Source organism: Daejeonella lutea (assembly GCF_900168015.1).
Taxonomy (GTDB): Bacteria; Bacteroidota; Bacteroidia; order Sphingobacteriales; family Sphingobacteriaceae; genus Daejeonella; species Daejeonella lutea.
In genome coordinates this window covers 1,100,281-1,118,469 of sequence record NZ_FUYR01000001.1, presented here as the reverse complement: position 1 = coordinate 1,118,469, position 18,189 = coordinate 1,100,281, and the positions used below count along the sequence as shown (strand labels likewise).

At 42.0% G+C, this 18,189-nt stretch carries 16 protein-coding genes; 13 read left to right on the top strand and 3 right to left on the bottom strand.

Annotated features, from left to right (window positions below; all coding sequences use genetic code 11):
* Nucleotides 1-131 precede the first annotated feature (131 nt).
* Both B5X60_RS04980 and B5X60_RS04975 read left to right on the top strand, forming a co-directional pair.
* Nucleotides 132-2,105: a DUF1800 domain-containing protein gene (locus B5X60_RS04980; protein ID WP_079701512.1), complete on the top strand. Its 1,974-nt coding sequence runs from the start codon at nucleotides 132-134 to the stop codon at nucleotides 2,103-2,105.
* 14 nt (nucleotides 2,106-2,119) lie between these two features.
* Nucleotides 2,120-3,388, top strand: coding sequence for a DUF1501 domain-containing protein (locus tag B5X60_RS04975; protein ID WP_079701511.1), 1,269 nt, complete (start codon nucleotides 2,120-2,122; stop codon nucleotides 3,386-3,388).
* Nucleotides 3,389-3,395: 7 nt separating this feature from the next.
* Here the strand turns inward: B5X60_RS04975 and B5X60_RS04970 are convergent, their stop codons facing one another.
* Nucleotides 3,396-3,992, bottom strand: a complete 597-nt coding sequence (locus B5X60_RS04970; RefSeq protein ID WP_245803462.1) for an RNA polymerase sigma factor — start codon at nucleotides 3,990-3,992, stop codon at nucleotides 3,396-3,398.
* A 250-nt stretch (nucleotides 3,993-4,242) separates the two neighbouring features.
* Here B5X60_RS04970 and B5X60_RS04965 point away from each other — a divergent pair, with 250 nt between their 5' ends.
* Nucleotides 4,243-5,553 (top strand): M23 family metallopeptidase, encoded by a 1,311-nt coding sequence (locus B5X60_RS04965; RefSeq protein ID WP_079701510.1) that lies wholly within the window; start codon nucleotides 4,243-4,245, stop codon nucleotides 5,551-5,553.
* Between the two features lie 56 nt (nucleotides 5,554-5,609).
* Nucleotides 5,610-5,867 carry a hypothetical protein gene (locus B5X60_RS04960; RefSeq protein WP_139377361.1) on the top strand — a complete coding sequence of 86 codons (258 nt, stop codon included), beginning with the start codon at nucleotides 5,610-5,612 and terminating at the stop codon, nucleotides 5,865-5,867.
* A 49-nt stretch (nucleotides 5,868-5,916) separates the two neighbouring features.
* Here B5X60_RS04960 and B5X60_RS04955 read toward each other — a convergent pair whose 3' ends face one another.
* Nucleotides 5,917-6,171 (bottom strand): SemiSWEET family transporter, encoded by a 255-nt coding sequence (locus B5X60_RS04955; RefSeq protein WP_079701508.1) that lies wholly within the window; start codon nucleotides 6,169-6,171, stop codon nucleotides 5,917-5,919.
* Between the two features lie 89 nt (nucleotides 6,172-6,260).
* On the opposite strand from B5X60_RS04955, the gene B5X60_RS04950 reads away from it, so the two are divergent.
* The 4 genes from B5X60_RS04950 to B5X60_RS04935 all read left to right on the top strand — a co-directional run bounded on the left by B5X60_RS04950 (nucleotide 6,261) and on the right by B5X60_RS04935 (nucleotide 12,201).
* Entirely contained in the window at nucleotides 6,261-6,941 is a 681-nt protein-coding gene (locus B5X60_RS04950; protein ID WP_079701507.1) for a helix-turn-helix transcriptional regulator, read from the top strand.
* A gap of 265 nt (nucleotides 6,942-7,206) precedes the next feature.
* On the top strand, nucleotides 7,207-7,758 hold the full coding sequence (locus tag B5X60_RS04945; RefSeq protein WP_079701506.1) for a helix-turn-helix domain-containing protein: 552 nt from the start codon (nucleotides 7,207-7,209) through the stop codon (nucleotides 7,756-7,758).
* Nucleotides 7,759-7,869: 111 nt separating this feature from the next.
* A complete protein-coding gene (locus B5X60_RS04940; protein ID WP_079701505.1) occupies nucleotides 7,870-10,185 on the top strand; it encodes an InlB B-repeat-containing protein in 2,316 nt (771 codons plus the stop codon).
* Between the two features lie 78 nt (nucleotides 10,186-10,263).
* Nucleotides 10,264-12,201 (top strand): OmpA family protein, encoded by a 1,938-nt coding sequence (locus B5X60_RS04935; RefSeq protein WP_079701504.1) that lies wholly within the window; start codon nucleotides 10,264-10,266, stop codon nucleotides 12,199-12,201.
* A 121-nt stretch (nucleotides 12,202-12,322) separates the two neighbouring features.
* Here B5X60_RS04935 and B5X60_RS04930 read toward each other — a convergent pair whose 3' ends face one another.
* Complete coding sequence (locus B5X60_RS04930) at nucleotides 12,323-13,282, bottom strand: hypothetical protein (RefSeq protein WP_079701503.1); 960 nt, start codon at nucleotides 13,280-13,282, stop codon at nucleotides 12,323-12,325.
* A 64-nt stretch (nucleotides 13,283-13,346) separates the two neighbouring features.
* Between B5X60_RS04930 and rlmF the strand changes: the two genes are divergently transcribed.
* From rlmF to B5X60_RS04905, 5 genes are all read left to right on the top strand, one after another.
* Nucleotides 13,347-14,306, top strand: coding sequence for a 23S rRNA (adenine(1618)-N(6))-methyltransferase RlmF (rlmF, locus tag B5X60_RS04925; RefSeq protein WP_245803461.1), 960 nt, complete (start codon nucleotides 13,347-13,349; stop codon nucleotides 14,304-14,306).
* A gap of 139 nt (nucleotides 14,307-14,445) precedes the next feature.
* Entirely contained in the window at nucleotides 14,446-15,546 is a 1,101-nt protein-coding gene (locus B5X60_RS04920) for a toxin-antitoxin system YwqK family antitoxin (protein ID WP_079701502.1), read from the top strand.
* 195 nt (nucleotides 15,547-15,741) lie between these two features.
* Complete coding sequence (locus B5X60_RS04915) at nucleotides 15,742-16,341, top strand: RNA polymerase sigma factor (RefSeq protein WP_262485816.1); 600 nt, start codon at nucleotides 15,742-15,744, stop codon at nucleotides 16,339-16,341.
* A gap of 39 nt (nucleotides 16,342-16,380) precedes the next feature.
* Nucleotides 16,381-17,637 (top strand): hypothetical protein, encoded by a 1,257-nt coding sequence (locus B5X60_RS04910; protein ID WP_079701501.1) that lies wholly within the window; start codon nucleotides 16,381-16,383, stop codon nucleotides 17,635-17,637.
* Nucleotides 17,637-18,185, top strand: coding sequence for a YceI family protein (locus tag B5X60_RS04905; RefSeq protein ID WP_079701500.1), 549 nt, complete (start codon nucleotides 17,637-17,639; stop codon nucleotides 18,183-18,185). The genes B5X60_RS04910 and B5X60_RS04905 overlap by 1 nt, the downstream gene beginning before the upstream one ends.
* The last annotated feature ends 4 nt before the right edge of the window (nucleotides 18,186-18,189 follow it).

Genomic DNA, 18,189 nt, shown 5'->3' with positions numbered 1-18,189 from the left:
ATTGAATGTGCTTTGCATTTTTCCTTTTCCTAGATTCAAAACCATTTATACATTTTTGTTACAAAATTTCGTTTTTCTTTTAATCCTTCAATGTATTTAATAGTCACAACGATATACATCATGGTCCCAATATGAAAACCACATTAAAGTATTTTTTTCTGCCTTTGAGTCTTTTCTTCACGGTGACAATTTCAGCTTCCTTTATTAGCGACTCACCTTCAGGTAAGCCTTTCCCATATAAGAGTGCAGGGCTGAGTGATCGGCAGGCTGCAGCTCATTTGCTGAGTCGGTTTACTTATGGGGCGCGGCCGGGCGATATAGATGCTGCATTAAAGATTGGCTTGGAGAAGTGGTTTTCACAACAATTAATGGGCGATCTGGCAGACGATTCACTGAATCTAATGCTCAAAGGCTACAATGCGATCAACCTTACTAATAATGAAGTATCTAAACTTTATCCCAACCCCGGCCAGATTCTGAGACTGGCCATTAAAGATGGCATCATTAGCCAGGATTCGATTGTTCAGACGGGCAAAAAGGACTATCGGGAACAGCTTAAGGGATATATGTTGCAGAAAGGATTCAGGCCTCAGGCTGAACTTCAGCGACAATTAATTAATCAGAAGATTTTAAGAGCCGCCTATTCGAATAATCAGACGCGGGAGCTGCTCACTGATTTCTGGTTCAATCACTTCAATGTTTCATTAACCAAAGGCCAGTCCGCAGAGTTTATCCCTGCCTACGAACGGGATGTGATCAGGCCTAACGTTTTTGGAAGTTTCGAAAACCTGGTGCTCGCCACTGCGAAATCTCCTGCGATGTTAACTTACCTGGATAATGTTACAAGTTCCGGTACACCTGAGAGCCTTTCTCAGCAAGTTAATCCCCAGGTGCAAAAGCGAATGGCTGCACGCGCTTCAATGAATATTGCAGACACAGCGATGAGAGCCAAGGCTGTCGCAAAGCTTCAGCAGAACAAAAAAACTCAGGGTCTTAATGAAAATTATGCCCGCGAGGTAATGGAGCTTCACACCCTGGGGGTCGATGGAGGTTATAGCCAGTCGGACGTTACCCAAGCAGCACGGATCTTAACCGGATGGACAGTTTATCCTATGGAAAACGGATACGCGTCTGCTGCAAAAAACCTGATTGAACGTATCGGAGAACAAAATTTGGAAAAACGAGGCTTTGTGCATGAAGGTGATTTTCTTTTCGCAGCAAACAGGCACGATACTGGAGAAAAAACAGTCCTGGGAAGAAAGTTTCCGGCTAACGGAGGTTATGAAGAAGGAGTTGAGCTTTTAAAAATGCTGGCCAATCATACATCATCGGCCAAATTTATTTCACGAAAGATTGCCATTCGATTTGTGAATGATAATCCATCCCAGAAATTAGTCGACAACATGAGTGCTGTATTCATTAAGTCGAAAGGAAATATTGCTGAAGTGTTGCTAACAATGGTTTCGTCACCTGAGTTTTGGAATAAGGAAGCCCTGCGTGAGAAGACAAAATCGCCGTTTGAACTTGCTATAAGTGCAGTCAGAAGTCTTGATGCAGACATTTACCAGCCCTATCAGCTCTTCACCTGGATAAATAAGATGGGTCAAAAAATCTATTCATACCAGGCTCCAACAGGTTTTCCAGATAAGGGCCAATATTGGATTAATACGGGATCATTATTGAACAGAATGAATTTTGGGCTTGCACTTGCCTCGCAACGCATACCTGGCATCCGGGTTAATCTTGCTGCTATGAATAAGAATCGGGAACCGGAAAGTTCTGAAGCAGCGTTAGTCACTTACGGACGTTTGATAATGCCTGAACGGGATTTAAGCCAGACAGTAGATCGCCTCCGGCCGATGCTAAATGATCCTGAACTTCAAAAGAAGATTGAAGTTGCGGCTTCAAAAAATGCTGTTCCTGAGACTAGCGCGACGATGGTTGATCCGGGAGTTGTCATGATGGATGGGACAAAAGAGAAGCAATCAGCACAGGGGTCTGTGAAACGTAACGACGGTAAGGTGCTAGCAATGTCGGGTTCGAATACAATGTTAGCGCAGGTGGTGGGGATTATATTAGGTTCCCCGGAATTTCAACGTAAGTAATAAAATTATTGATCATGATATCAAGAAAAGCATTTTTGAAATCAGGTGGCTTGGCACTTTTTGGGATCAGTATGGGTGGTATTCCCACGTTCCTTGCAGAGGCAGCTAATCTGGTTCAGGCTCCGGGTCTGTTTAAGCGTAAAAAAATTCTAGTTTCTATATTTCAACGTGGAGCCATGGATGGGCTAATGGCTGTGGCTCCTTTTGGAGATAAATATCTTCAGGCAGCCAGGCCAGGCTTGATGATGTCTGCCGCCAGAACAGCTGACACGAATCCTTTGATCGACCTCGATGGCCGTTTCGGGCTTCATCCTTCAATGTCATCTTTTGAAAGCTTGTTTCGGGAAAAAAGACTGGCAATCGTCCATGGTATTGGGTCGCCTAACAATACCCGTTCTCATTTTGATGCACAGGATTACATGGAGTCTGGTACCCCCTTCAGCAAAGGAACCTCAAGCGGTTGGTTAAACCGTGCTGTGGGCCTCCTTGGACATGAAGCAACGCCATTTCAGGCGGTAAGCCTAACCTCATCCATGCCCAGATCATTCTACGGAGATATGCCATCTGTAGCAATAAATAACTTGCAAGATTTTGCCATCCAAATGAAGGGAAACCCAAAAGGTTCCAGCCAGGTGTCAAAGAGCTTCGAAGACCTTTATGATCAAACGTCGTCGGGTTTGCTAAAAGAAACCGGAAAAGAAAGCTTTGATGCCATGAAAATGTTGAAAAGTGTGGATACAAAAAACTATAAACCCTCCTCCGACGCGGTCTATCCTAATACAGCACTTGGGAATTCATTGAAGCAAATTGCACAATTAATCAAAATGGATGTGGGGCTCGAAGTGGCTTTTGCTGAATCAGGAGGCTGGGATACTCATTTCAACCAAGGCAAGGATACAGGAGTATTTGCTCGCAATGTTACAGATCTCAGCAAATCAATCAGCGCATTTTGGACTGATATGACTGCTTATCACGATGACCTGACGGTGATGACCATGACTGAGTTTGGCAGGACGGTAAAACAGAACGGTACTGGCGGAACGGATCATGGCAGGGCTTCATGTAATTTTATTTTGGGAAATGGCGTGAATGGAGGAATTGTTCATGGAAACGTTCAAGCCCTTGCTATAGAAAACCTTGAAGATGGTCGAGATTTGGCTGTTACCACTGATTTCCGGAGTGTATTCAGTGAAGTTGCAAACAGGCACCTCTTAATAAACAATAACAAAGTGCTATTCCCAGGTTTTGAAGGAAAAGGTATAGGGGTTATGAGGGGGGGTTAATAAACTTTTATCTAAACACCCTCCGTAATTCATCAACCGCCATTCTCATCCTGGTTTTTAGGGTACCAATAGGAATATTTAGTTCCTCGGCAGCTTCGACATGGGTATAACCTTTGTAATAGACTAGGTCTATTATGCATTTATATTCAGGTTTTAGCTTAGTTACAATTTCCCGTACCCCTATAGTTTCAGGGTTGTGTTTTACATTGAATTGGTTATCCACAGTGACCTGGAGGTCGCATATTTTATCATTCAGATTATTATTACGGTAAGATTTACTCTTGAGTTTATCAAGTGCCAGGTTACGCGCGAGGTTTGACATCCAGGTGAATAGTCGTCCTCTGGTAGGATCATACATTTTAAACGATTGCCAGATTCTTATAAAAGTTTCCTGTAGAACATCTTCTGCAATTTCTTCCTCCTTCACAATCCGTTTAATAATGCCGAATAAGGCACCGCAATACATGGAATAAAGTGCTTCATGTGATTTGCGATCACCGCAGGAAAGGCCATAAATTAAGTCAGTTTCGGTAGCAGCGGAACCGCTTGAAGATCGATTTTGATTTTCCGGAGCAATCGGGACTATAAATGCAACTGTATTCAACCTGGAATTATTAGTTAAAAAGACATAACAAATTTCAGACCCCTTTACGAATCATTGATATTTTAATGAAAAGTGTATGGTAAAAAATATTATGTGCCTAGACTTGCTTTAAATAACATACACACCTATTGATTCTTAGCACTTTGGGGAATATTGGGCAGTTTGGTATAGAATATGAAATCTAATTAACGGTAGACTTCGCTTCAAACATCCTCCTGTATCATTAATATATATTCCAAAAATCCCAGAAATGATTTACCATAATATTAAAAAGCCAATCCTGATTCTTGTCGTATTCACAGCTATTTTCCTCTTTTCTTGCAAAAGCGGCCCTTTTAATGTTTTAAATTCAGCTTCTCCGCATGAGCGCTACAAAAGGAGTTTGAGTAATTCGGGCATTGATAAAACCACTATGGGTAAGACCTGGATGGAATTGTCCGAGCGGGTGCTTGATAGCCCGCTCAATATAAAAGTCCCATACCTGGAAAAGGGTTATTTTCCATCGGAGAAAGTGCAGGCTGCAGCGTTTGCATTTAACATGCAGCGAGGACAAAAATTACATGTCAAACTAACCAGAAAGCCAGTTACAGGATTTATGATCTTCACTGATATCTGGGAAAAAGGTGATGGTGTCGATCGAAAGCTTCTGGGTTCAACTGACACCCTCGGCAATGTATTTCAATCTGAAATAGAACGAACGGGCACTTATATTTTGCGGATCCAACCTGAACTTTTAGCCGGTGGCGAATATACTTTGGAGATCACTGCTGGCCCTTCGTTAGCATATCCCTTAAAATCATATGAAAGAAATCAAATAAGGAGCTTTTGGGGAGATGGCAGGGATGACGATTCCCGTAAACATGAAGGCGTCGATATTTTTGCATCCTTTCGGACACCTGTAATAGCAGTTGCTGAAGGCACAACCAGAGTAAACGAAAATAACTTAGGGGGTAAAGTAGTTTGGCTGCGACCTACAGGAAAGGATTTTACACTATACTACGCTCATCTTGACGAGCAGTCCGTTAGTGATGGTCAATCGGTCCGAATTGGCGACACAATCGGAAAAATGGGAAATACAGGAAATGCCAAAACCACACCACCGCACCTTCATTTTGGTATCTACACTGGAGGTGGAGCGGTGGATCCATTACCATTTATCAATCCGGTAATTGATGATGCGCCACAAATCACATCTCAATTAGATAATTTAAATTCTCTATCAAGAATTGCCGGCAACACTGCTTTAAGAGGTGGACAGTCATCCGCAACATTAAAAAGTGGAACTATTCTGAGGGTCGTCTCTGCTTCCGGCAGTAATTATCGGATAGAGTTACCTGATGGAACAAGTGGCTTCGTTGCTTCAAACAAGGTCGGAGTTATTTCTGGTAGCCTTAGGACGTTAATGTTGAATGCTGCTCAGGTAGATTTGTTTGATAAGCCTGATAGTTCGGCTGCCGTAAAGTTAAGTCTTCGACCCGGTGATAATGTCAAGGTGCTGGGCACTTTCGGCGAATTTGACTTTGTTAGTGCCGGCGGTACACAAGGTTGGATCAGGCGATAACGATTTTTCTCGCAACCAATAGCCGAACGACTTCCAAAAATCTTATCTTCGTACTAATGGTTTCTCAAGGAAATAATTATTTAAAATACGCGGGCCTCACACTCGTGTTTGTTGCTTTGTTTTCAGTATACGCGTACAATACTCATACTGGTTCAAGAAATCCAGATAAGTTCGGCGGAACTACCGTGGCCACGGGTCATGGAAAGACAAGAAAAATGGTGAAGGGTGCATCTTGTTGTAAGGCTTCGTTTTCCCGTTCTAAGATGTTGTCTGTGAAAAATAATCACACCAATATAGCTCCTCAGGGAAAATAGAGGTCTGATAAATTCATACCAACCAACAGCCTTGGTAGTAAATCGTCCATTATTTCTTCCCGTATTTTATTCTTAGAAATAACATAATTACGTCCATAATGAAGCCGAATGAATTTGTAATGATTATTGGCATTGAATCGAGTATTATGCCATACCAAATCCATAAGCCATTTCCTCCGATGAGCAGCAGGAACATTACCGGGCTAACATCCACCTTTTTCTCCTGGATTGACTTAACAAATTGAGGTACAAGAGAAGCGGCGGTAAGAATTCCTGCTATAATACCTACTACTTGTTCGTTCATACAGGATTAAGCCTGTAAAGCCAATTTTGTTTTCGGGTTTTACTTATTTGTAGTTTGTAATAAAAGCTATACCTTGTTAGTCATTTACTATGAAAACGTATACCGGGCGGGCGAGTTTAGACGAACAGATTGGAATAATTGCAGCGGGTTCAGCTTTGCTGCCAGGAGCTGTTATTGTTCATTCGATAAAGGATTGGACGGTGACTTGGATGTCAGACTATGGCCTAAAAGGCCTCCAAATTTCATTAAAGGAAGTAACAAGTCTTAGTGCGGAGGAGTATTATTCCAGGTTCTTCAATGAAGAGGATTCTAAGGATTATGTGCCTAAAATCCTGGGTCTTTTAGAGAGGAATAATGATGATGAAATAGTCACTTATTTCCAACAAGTGCGTATTTCTGGAAAAATCGGATGGACCTGGCATATGAGCAGCTCCAGAATATTCATGAGAGATGAGCATGGAGAACCACTCTATACGGTTACGATATCATTTCCAATCGATGCAATGCATCACATGACCAGCAAAGCTGCGCGTGTTTTAGAGGAAAATAATTTTCTAAGGCAGAATTTCCAGAAGTATTCACGGCTAAGTGCGAGGGAATGTGAAGTACTAAAAGAGTTAGCCCTTGGTAAAAGTTCTGGAGAGACCGCAGCGGAACTTTTTATCTCCCTGAGCACCGTCGAAACTCATAGAAAAAATATCCGAAAAAAGCTTGAAACCAACTCATACTATGAGTTGTGTCAGTACGCACGATCGTTCGATTTGATTTAAACCAGGTATTTACAACCAGAAATTAGTCTACATAATACATTAATTCTGTTATAACAGCCACTTTCACACTATCTCGTAATTAAAATTTATTCCCAAAATAACTATTAAATAATCTTTAACGAAATAATATACTCCAGTAGAAAATAAATTGTTTATTAAGTTATTTATTGGGCGATTTAAGTTTAAATCTCACTAAACAAGTATTTGACCCTCTCTTTGAAAAGTCGCCTCTTTTCGGGGGCACTTCTTTTGTACTGTGAGGTAGATGGAAATCTTTATTAGAAACATGGTCTGCAGCCGTTGCATAATGGTGGTTCAGATTGAATTGGATGGTCTGGGTTTCCATTGCAAGTCGATTGGATTGGGTAAGATCGATGTTGTTGAAGAAATTTCTCAAACTGATTTGCTGCAAATTAAAGCGGCTTTGTTAAAATGGGGCTTAGAAATAGTCGACAACAAAAAGCACCGTCTGATTGAACGTATTAAATCATCGGTGTTTGAAATGATTCATCATTCTGATCGCCAGGTTAAGTTAAATTTCTCCAGCTATCTCAGTTCCACGCTCGGCCTTGATTACACCTATCTTGCAAATGTTTTCTCCGAGACGGAGTCAATGAGTATAGAGCAGTTTATCATCCTCACCAGGATAGAGACAGTGAAGGACCTTATCGCAAACAGTGAATTGAATCTCACGGAGATCTCCTGGAAATTAAACTATAGCAGTGTTGCCCATCTCTCCACACAGTTTAAAAAGATCACCGGTGTAACGCCATCTTTTTTCAAAAACAACACACAGCGGGTTCCCGAAAAAGTGTGAATTATAGAACTAATAAATAAAGTTATATAACATTCGCAAGACGTGGTGAGGCTACGTTTGTACAACCAATGTTCTGTTCCGAACGGACATTTTCTTCCAACTATTTATTATATGAAAAAACTATTTACGTTAAGTGAGAATAGCGCTCCAGTGCATACGCGCGGGGCTTATTCTAAATTAGGCAGCAAACTATGTTATATCGCGATGCTCGCTATCGTCTTTCTATCAGCTTGTAAAAAGGATGATTTTGAAGGAGAGGTTATCGGATTGTGTCCGGTCGTCGTGTCAACAGATCCAATGGATCTGGCGGTAGATGTGGCATTAGATAAGCTGATTACAATAACCTTTAATACTGCGATGAGCGCAGCAACAATAAATAATTCTTCCTTCACTATAAAACAAGGAGCTACCTTAATTCCGGGGAAAATAGCAGCCACTGCTAATACAGCAGTTTTTACGTTTAAGCCTGATGCACCTTTGTCGCCGTTCCTTAAGTATACCGGCATGATCACCACTGCGGCAACAGATACACTTCGTACGGCTATGGTTGCTGATTATGTCTGGTCATTTACCACAATTCCGGTAGTTACCCTTGCATCAAATCCATCAGCCGCAGGAACAACCTCAGGAGGAGGGTCATTTGCTAATGGCTCACTCGTGACTGTTACAGCAACACCAATAAGCGGTTTCACATTTACGAACTGGACGGTGAATGGAACTGCAGTTTCAACAAGTGCCAGTTATCAGTTTAAAATGGCTGGAAATATTTCCCTGGTGGCCAATTTCGCACCGGTACCAATTGGACAGTTTGCAGTCAATCTATCTTCCAGCCCCGCTGCCGGTGGAACAACGACCGGTGCTGGCTCCTATGATACTGGTTCGTCTGTTACGGCAACAGCAACTGCCAACAGTGGATTTACGTTTGTTGATTGGACTGAAAATGGTGTGAGAGTCTCCACCAGTTCAAGTATTCAATTCTTTTTGACGGCGAATAGAACATTTGTTGCAAACTTCAGAGCCATTCCGGCATCTCAGTTTGCAGTAATATTATCATCTAATCCTGCCGCCGGCGGAACTACCGATGGGGAAGGTGCTTATTCTTCCGGCACGTCCGTAACGGTCACTGCTGCCCAGAATGTCGGATACACCTTTGCAAACTGGACCGACAAGGTGAGCGGAACAGTTTTGTCAACCAGTCCAAACTATACCTTCGTTCTAAGCGCTAACCGTACTCTGGTAGCTAACTTTACCCTCAACACATATTCCCTTGTTACAAACGCTGTAAATGGTACCGTTTCCAAAACGCCGGACCAGACCCGATACAACCATGGTAGTACTGTGGTTCTTACCGCTACCCCGAGCACAGGATATGTATTCTCCTCATGGAGTGGAAGTGCGTCAGGGTCAACCAATCCACTTACCGTTACCATGGATCAGGACAAAAATATTACTGCCAATTTTACTGCTATACCCGTGAATACTTTCACCCTTACAGTGATTGCAGCAAATGGATCGGTAGCTAAAAATCCAAATCAAGCTACCTATAGCAGCGGATCTACTGTGGTGCTGACAGCTACTCCTAACTCAGGATATAACTTTACCTCATGGAGCGGGGATGCAACAGGTTCAACGAACCCACTTACTGTAACAATGAACGCTAATAAAGTCATCACTGCTAATTTCTCCCCAGTTGCAGCACCTCTATTTAGCTCAATTTTTGGAGCCTTCGGAGGGAGTGCAGGTATAACCAACCAGGGTATAAATACACTAATAAACAACGGAAGCATTGGAACGACAGGGGTTTCCACTTTAATTACCGGCTTTCATGACGGTACCACTGGTGATGTGTATACAGAAACACCTCTTAATAAAGGTTTAGTGACCGGTAGGATCCATACTTCGCCTCCTCCGCCGGGATCTGCGGCATCATCAGTAATTGCAGCACAGGCTTTGCTTGCCATGAACGCATTTTACGTAAGCATATCACCAGCCAACAGACCTGGCGGCATTCTTCTTAGTAACGATGAACTTGGTGGCCGAACTCTGGCACCCGGGACATACAAATCTGCGAGCGGAACGTATGCAATTACAAACGGAAACCTTACGCTAGATGCCCAGGGCAACGCTGATGCGGTATGGGTATTCCAGGTACCTTCTGCATTAACGGTTGGTGTTGCTGGTCCTACAGGGGCAAGAAGTATAATCCTGACCAATGGAGCCCTTGCCAGAAATGTATACTGGTATGTTGGTACGGCCGCAACTATTAATGGTGCCGGTGGCGGAACTATGGTAGGAACAATCATCTCTTCTGCTGGTGTTACTTTCTCAACAGCTGGTAATACTGTACAGACAGTATTGAATGGCAGGGCACTGTCGCTGGTAGCTTCAGTTACTATGGTTAACACCACTATTAACGTTCCCCAATAAACCACATAAAAGTATTAGTAAATCCCCTTCGGGGGATTTGCCTGAAAAAGAAATTAATTTTTAAATAGAAGATCTCATATGTTTCTCAAGATAAAAATCATACAAAAGGTTGTCATATGTTCCATCATGATAACCATAGCCTGCGCAACTGCACAGGCTCAGACTCCGTCTCCATGGTGGTTCGGTGTTTCAGGAGCTGCAAACCTGAATTTTTACGATGGTACAACGCAGCGTTTGAATAATTCCCTTTTTGTTCCAACGGCATTTCATAAGGGATTTGGAGTGAAACCCTACGGCTCGTTATTTTTAGAATATCGCCCCGGACCAATCTGGGGTGGGATACTGAATGTCGCGTATGACGGACGTGGCTCAAAATTTAACGACGTAATTGCTCCATGTAATTGCCCGGCAACACTCGAAACAAAACTCAGTTATCTAAGTGTGGAGCCGAGTTTGAGAATGGGATCTGCCACATCCAATTTCTTCTTTTTTGCAGGGCCAAGATTTGCCTTTAACAGAGGTAAATCGTTTTCTTACACACAGTTGAAACAGCCTAATACAGATTCGGACCTCAGTGCGGTGAAAAAGACAATCATATCTGGTCAGATAGGTGTCGGATATGATTTTATTGTTTCTTCGCCAGCAAAAGAATCTAAAGTTGCCCTTTCGCCATTTCTTTCTTTCCACCCTTATTTCGGGCAAGATCCGCGGACTATTGAAAGTTTATCTATATCAACACTACGTATGGGCGTAGCTTTGAAATTTGGTAAGGGTAAAGTGGCCGATTTAACACCACAACCCACAGCTATTTTAACACCGGCCCCTGAAATTACATTCTCCGTTAGGGCACCATTGACCAGGTCGGTTAAACGCCAGGTAAGCGAAACTCTTCCGCTTCGTAACTATGTATTTTTCGATGAAGGCTCGTCTTCAATACCGTCCCGTTATGTATTATTGACCAAAGATCAGGCAATCAACTTTAAAGAAACACAGTTGCAAAATACTGAGGCTGTTAGCATGAATGGTCGTTCTGCCCGCCAGTTAAACGTATACCATAATATTTTGAATATTACAGGCGATCGTTTACGGTCGAACCCTGGTACTACTATTTCTTTGAGCGGGGCATCCATGCAGGGCGCTGAGGAGGGAAAGATGTTTGCAGAGGGAATAAAACAATATCTGGTTAATGTTTTCTCAATTAACGAATCCCGGATCTCCACAAACGGTCGTATTAAACCCCTGCATCCATCTGAACAGCCTGGCGGTACCAGAGAACTTGACTTGCTTCGCAGCGGCGATCGACGGGTTGATATTGAAAGTACATCACCTGAACTGTTGATGGAAGTTGGTGGCGGAATGATGAGGCCTGTTCAACTCGAAGCAATTCAATTCGATCCCCAGGACGGTCATGCAATATTTAACGTCGGAGGTGCAACGGGTGAGCTTAAATCATGGTCTGTTGACGTGGCTGATGAAACTGGAAAACTTCAGCATTATGGGCCGTTTACGTCAAATAAAGAAAGTATTCCCGCCAATACAATTCTTGGTGGCCGCCCTGAGGGAACTTACAAGGTTACGATGAAAGGTGAAACAAAGAGTGGTTTGCCTATCACTAAGGAAAGTACGCTGCGGGTAAGCCGACAGGAAGATATCATTGAAAAAGCATTCCGTTACAGTATCTTATTCGATTTCGATAAGGCTACTACTATCCAGGCCTATGCAAATTTCCTTAAAGATGTGGTTAGCCCCCAAATACCTGACGGTTCCAATGTAATTATTCACGGACACACCGATATAATCGGAGAGGAGGAATACAATACAACCCTGTCTCAGGGACGAGCTGCAGAGGCGCAAAAAATTCTGGAGAGCGCTTTAAAAGCTGCAGGAAAAAACAATGTAAAGTTTGAAACGGTCGGCTTCGGTGAAAATGATTCCCGATCTCCGTTCAATAATAGTCTGCCGGAGGAACGTTTCTATAATAGAACCGTAATAATCGACATCGTGCCAAATAGATAAACAAAATAATTTTAAGTTGATAGTTTCGAAAGAGCCCCCATTAATGAGGGCTCTTTTTTAATTGATTTTATTCAGGCTTTTTTATTTAAAACATGACCGAAGCCAGCATGAATAAAGGCGACTAATCGATTTTCTTTCTCAGGTCCAGTGCGGTGCCAAATAGAACACCTATTGTTATGTAGGAATAAGAATCTTCGAAATATATATTATAATCATCCTGCCCGCGGTATCCAGCTCCCAGAGCAAATGCAACGTTTTGTGTAAAACCCGGCTGATAACTGTATTGCAAGTTAAAATTGAGACGTTTACGCAGATTCGTAAATGAGTAATTTTCATAATTATCTGCTATGTAAGTGAACATAGTCTGCATGCGATGGTGGTTTCCGTATTTTTCACTATCAATTTTTCCACTTCGCAAACTATAAATCCAGCCGCTATTTATTCGTACGAAACCGTACTTGCCTTTAAGTTCGCGGGAATAACCCCTGTTAAAAAGGCCGGTGTGTAGTTCGATCCCAACCGACCCATACTGGCTTACTGCCCTATGCGGACTAATTATTTTCTTGCCCAAGGTATAATCAAGTGTGTAGTAGTTAGTGGTGAATTTCCCAATGCCCCTGTTAAATTGTCCCAATGAATCTAATGTCGTTCCATCCTGCCCATTTGAATGATGCGAGTAGGCTAGCGCTAAAAATTGAGGCCGTTCCGTGTCCGAATTTATCCTGCTGTAAATCTTTAATCCCGGCATATAGCTCGGTGAACGCACCGGCGCCTTTCGTGCTTCCAGCAGACGAAGTTTAACCCTTGGGGAGAACAGAACAAAGAAGCGTGATTTGCTTGTATTCACCAAAATGACATTTGGATTGACATCCGCAACCAACGAGGTTTTAATAGGGTTTCCATACTCATTCCCGAAAAATCCCGGGATTACGTTTTCCCTGTAGATGTTGTTGAATAGATAATTAATACGGTGGTTTTGGGAGATGGTATCCTGCATTCCATATGCAAATCCTGCCACGGATAAAGTTAACCCCAATGAAAAAATAAGCCTTGAACTAAGGCTGATTAATCGAATTGACATACTATACAATACGAATAAGGAACCCTGGTGGTTTTCACTGACAGCTTAGCAATTATCCCGCAAAATGCCTGATATAACTATTCGCTACGAATTTTCCTACTTTAGCTGCATGATCAAGCCGGACAGACTCGACCTCAACGAAAAGCAGCAGCTCCATTCCCGAAATAAACATCGTGGCCGATATGATTTTCAAACTTTAGTCCGGTCATGTCCCGAACTGGAGGAATTTGTGATCTTAAACCCGCACGGCAGCCCATCAATAGATTTCAAAAACAGCGATGCGGTAAAAACGTTAAACAAAGCACTGCTAAGTAATTTCTACGGCATTGGGCTATGGGATATCCCCGAAGGGTATTTATGTCCTCCAATACCCGGTAGAGCAGATTATATTCATTATCTCGCTGACCTGTTGGACGATGGAGAAGGGGAACCCAGAAGGGGTAAGCCGGTAAGAGTTCTTGATGTAGGAACCGGCGCGAACTGCATATATCCCCTGATTGGTCATAAAGAATATGGCTGGACCTTTGTGGGCTCAGAAATCGATCACCTTGCATTACGGTCGGCAAAGAATATTGTAGAAGCAAATCACCTCACAAAAGCGATAAGCATAAGGAAGCAAAGCTCGGTGGAAAATATTCTTGAAGGGATAATCCATCACGGAGAAAAATTTGATGCGGTGATGTGTAATCCACCATTTCATGCATCTCTGCAGGAATCCATGACTGGCACAGAACGTAAATGGAAAAATTTGGGGAAAAGACCCGAACACAATGACCTTAATTTTGGTGGTAAAGACTCAGAACTTTGGTGCGAAGGGGGCGAACTTCGTTTTGTTACTCAAATGATTAAGGAAAGCGCATCATTTGTTGATTCCGTCAAATGGTTTACATCACTTATATCGAAAAAAGAGACATTGTCCTTGTGTATAAGTGAACTTAAAAAATTAAATCTATCGGATGTTAAATTTATCCCCATGTCGCAGGGACAAAAAGTAAGCAGAATTCTTGCATGGAAGTTTAGATAGGAATGGAGTATTTGAAAGAGTAGTCAGGGATTAGATAGTAGGCTTGTGAAGTGAGTTTTGGGTCTCCTGAACTTGGTACAAAAAGGCTTGGTCAGATTTGAATAAAATTCGATAATATTGATATACCTAATCTATCACTATGAAAGTCATTTTTACCATTCTTTTTACGATCATTACCGCTTTTGCATTCTGCCAGCCCCAGCCTCGCCGGATAATGTTCAGAACCTTGGGGAAAGATAGTATCAATCTTCATATGGATGAGAATTACGCATTGATTGAAGATAGCTGCAGCACCGTAATTCGTTATGGTCATCTGCGAATGCAGGATCGAAAGTTCATAGGAACGTTTCGCGACCTGAATAAATATGACCCTTCGATAGTGCTTGCCGAAGGCCGATATACCAATGAAGGTCAACTGGATGGTCATATGATAATGAATTATCTGAATGGCGAACCTCTGGCGGAAGGAACTTTTGACAAGGGTATTATGACCGGCAAATGGATTATATACTATCCTGGGAATAAAAAAAGGTTAGAATTCGAGAACAATGCCGGACAAACGAGAATTCTAAATGCATGGGACATCTCTGGAAAACAAACGGTCATAGATGGCTCTGGAACATATAGATCGGATCTGGACATGGTGTATTGGGAGGGGAAACTTGTGAATGGCCGTCCTGATGGTGTGTGGCGAGGTAAAAAGCATGAAGATCGGACAGGGACTGTTCTGGTTTCTGAGACTTTCAAAAATGGATCTTTCGTGAAAGGTAGCGGTCCAATTGGAAATTATACCGACGAGTCACGGATAGTGCTGGCTGGTAACAATTTAACACCGATAACAAAAGCGGGATTGCTCATGCCATCTCCACGTGCTTGTGGTGCAGCAGCGTCAAGGAAAAAAACCGTTCTGGCTGTGTACAAAGACGGAAACATGGCGTTTATGGAAGCTGTTAAAACCGAAATTCAGCCCGTATTTGCCAAAGTAGATCTGAATATGTATCCATACAAGACTTTTCAGATCAAAGCAGGAATCGATTCAAAAGGAAAATTAACATCCTTCCATTACGTCGACGGCTGGGAGGACAGACAGGCTTCTGCCCTTATTCAGGCATTGAGCCGCTTGCCATATTTGGAACCAACACTTGTTGATGGTCAGCCTGTAGCATCTGAAATTTCGTTCAACTTCAAAATTGATCGAAATCTATACACCTATTCGTTTAGAATAACGCCAATCAAATAGATGTCTCTCGCCTACTAATTTCTGACACAGTTGCCGATAGGTGTATTTGGCAACCACTGATTATCAATTGGTTTTCTCGTGTGTCGTAATAAACATCTGGAAACTTGTGGATTTCGTATGCATTTAAAAATGTATTTTTAAATAATCAGGCAACCTTTACTTGATTTCCTACGTGTTGTCCCTAGAAGCAAAATTGTGATCAGCGAAAATGAACTAAAAGTTTTAATTGGCAGGTGCATAAAAAAGGAACTAAACGCGCAGGAATTGCTGTATAGAAACTTTTACGGATTCGCCATGAGTATCTGCTTAAGATATTCTTCAAATCGCTCGGAGGCTCGGATTATAATTAATGATGGTTTTTTAAAGGTCTTTAATAACCTTCACAAATTCGATCCCGAAAAGCCTTTTGAGCCATGGGTTGGACGAATTATGTCAAATACCGCCATCGATCATTATCGAGCTGAGTTGAAACATATGAATTTGGTTGATATCGCTGAAATTGACGAGGTTTTTGAATATGCAACTGTAGAACAGAAATTATACTACGATGACCTGATCAAACTTGTGCAACAGCTGCCGCCATCATATCGAACAGTGTTTAATTTATATGCGGTAGATGGATTGACACATGAAGAGATCGCCCAAAAACTTAAGATCAGCGTTGGAGGATCTAAATCTAACCTGTTTAAGGCGAGGAAAAGGTTAAGGGAGCTCCTCGAACTTGCGTATACACAAAGTGAGAAAATAATTAACATTAATGAACCTGAATATCAGCTTTTGAGGGTTTCCAAATAAAACACGATTTAAAGCTCGTAAGAGTTTATATATAAATAAATGAAGAATTTTAGTAAACAAGATTTCGATGAGATTTTCAAGGCGGGGCTAACCGCTCCTGACATGAATGAAATCGATGAAGATTGGGCGCTGATGAAAGCGCGTCTTCAAAATCAAAAGGCCCGCAGCCTGGTGCCGCGCTATATGATCTGGATATCATCCGTAGCCGCAGTTTTATTGCTGGTGTTCGCTGTAATGTTTAATTCTTCGGAGCAAGGGCAGGAGCCTGAAATTACCGCGGTAAAGGTTGAAGATGTAAGTTCCACTGAAATTCCGGTTGTAAACAACACCGAAAATATTGCAAAATCCAATCCGGAGGATGACAAATTAATGCCCGGGAATGTATCTATTGGAGAAGTAGCGAAGAATTATAAAAGTACATTCAATGCAAATCCTCAAGTGATTGAACATGTAGAATTTTCTAAGACCAGCATTTCGAATAGTACAGAAACTTTTGCAGTAGAAGGAAATAAAGTGACAACAGAAATTGCGCCCAGTTCACAAGCTCTGGCCGCGGTAGAACCGGCAACTGCCGATTTGAATACTATTTCTAATGAAAATTTACCAATAAATGAAAAGGCTGTTTCTTTGAATGAGGCGGTCCTTACTGCTGCTTCAAAAGAGGAGCAGAATAATTCGAAATCGGAGCCTGTAAAAAGCCGGTTTTCCCTTGCAATTAATTTAGCGCCCGATCTTAGCGGTGTTGAACAGCTTCAAAACAACAAAGTAAATTATAGTCTTGGTGCAGGCATGATCTATAAAATATCCAATAAGCTCTCAGTTGAAGCTGGTGCAGCCTATGGGAAGAAAACCTATCAAACCGGCTTTTCATCTTTTCGACCGGCCAGCTACAATCTTTTTCAGGTTAAACCTAATGTTGTCAGCTCTGGGTTTGACATCATGGATATTCAGTTAAATCTCGCATATACGTTGTTAAATAAAGGTAAATCGAGCTTTGGTGTTGGAGCTGGTATCTCATCTTATTTAATGCTTGATGAGCAATATTCTTTTACTTATCAAAACAGGAATGCCCGTAGTGTCGGCTCATTTAGCACAGGTTACCAAAACAATCATTTTTTTGGGATTGCTAATTTAAACCTTAGCTATAAAAGAAACATAACCAGCAATGTAAAACTCGCACTTAACCCATATTTAAAGTTGCCTTTAACGGAACTCGGATATGGAAATATCAAGCTGCGGTCTGCCGGTATGAGCGTGGGAGTAATCACTAACCTGAACAAAAGTAAAATTAAGTAATGTACACCGCACTGCTGCTTGGCTTTTTTATTTACATGACCCCTGTTAAGGAGAGTGTAAAAGCAGTTTTTTCAACTAAAACAGCAGAATTAACGCTATTCTCCGAAGCTCCAATGGAGAATATTGAAGCGGTTTCTAAGAGTGCATATGGTGTCCTTAACACAGATAATGGTGAGATCCAATTTGGTGTTTCGATCAAAAGCTTTCGCTTTAGGAAGAGCCTGATGCAGGAACATTTCAACGAGAATTATATGGAATCCGATCGATATCCAGCTGCCAAGTTTAAAGGAAAACTGAACACGCCAATTGATGTCACTAAGGACGGGGAATACGAGGTTACGGCAATTGGGGATCTTGAAGTCCACGGAGTTACTAAACGGCGCTCCATCACAGGGACCATTAAAGTCCTTGACGGCCGTCTTGAAATTAAATCGGCCTTTGATGTAAAATGCAAGGACCACAACATAAAGATACCGGCGCTGGTATTTAAAAACATAGCAGAAACTATTAGAATAACCTTGAAAGGTACTTTCAGTACCATCACTTAAAGCC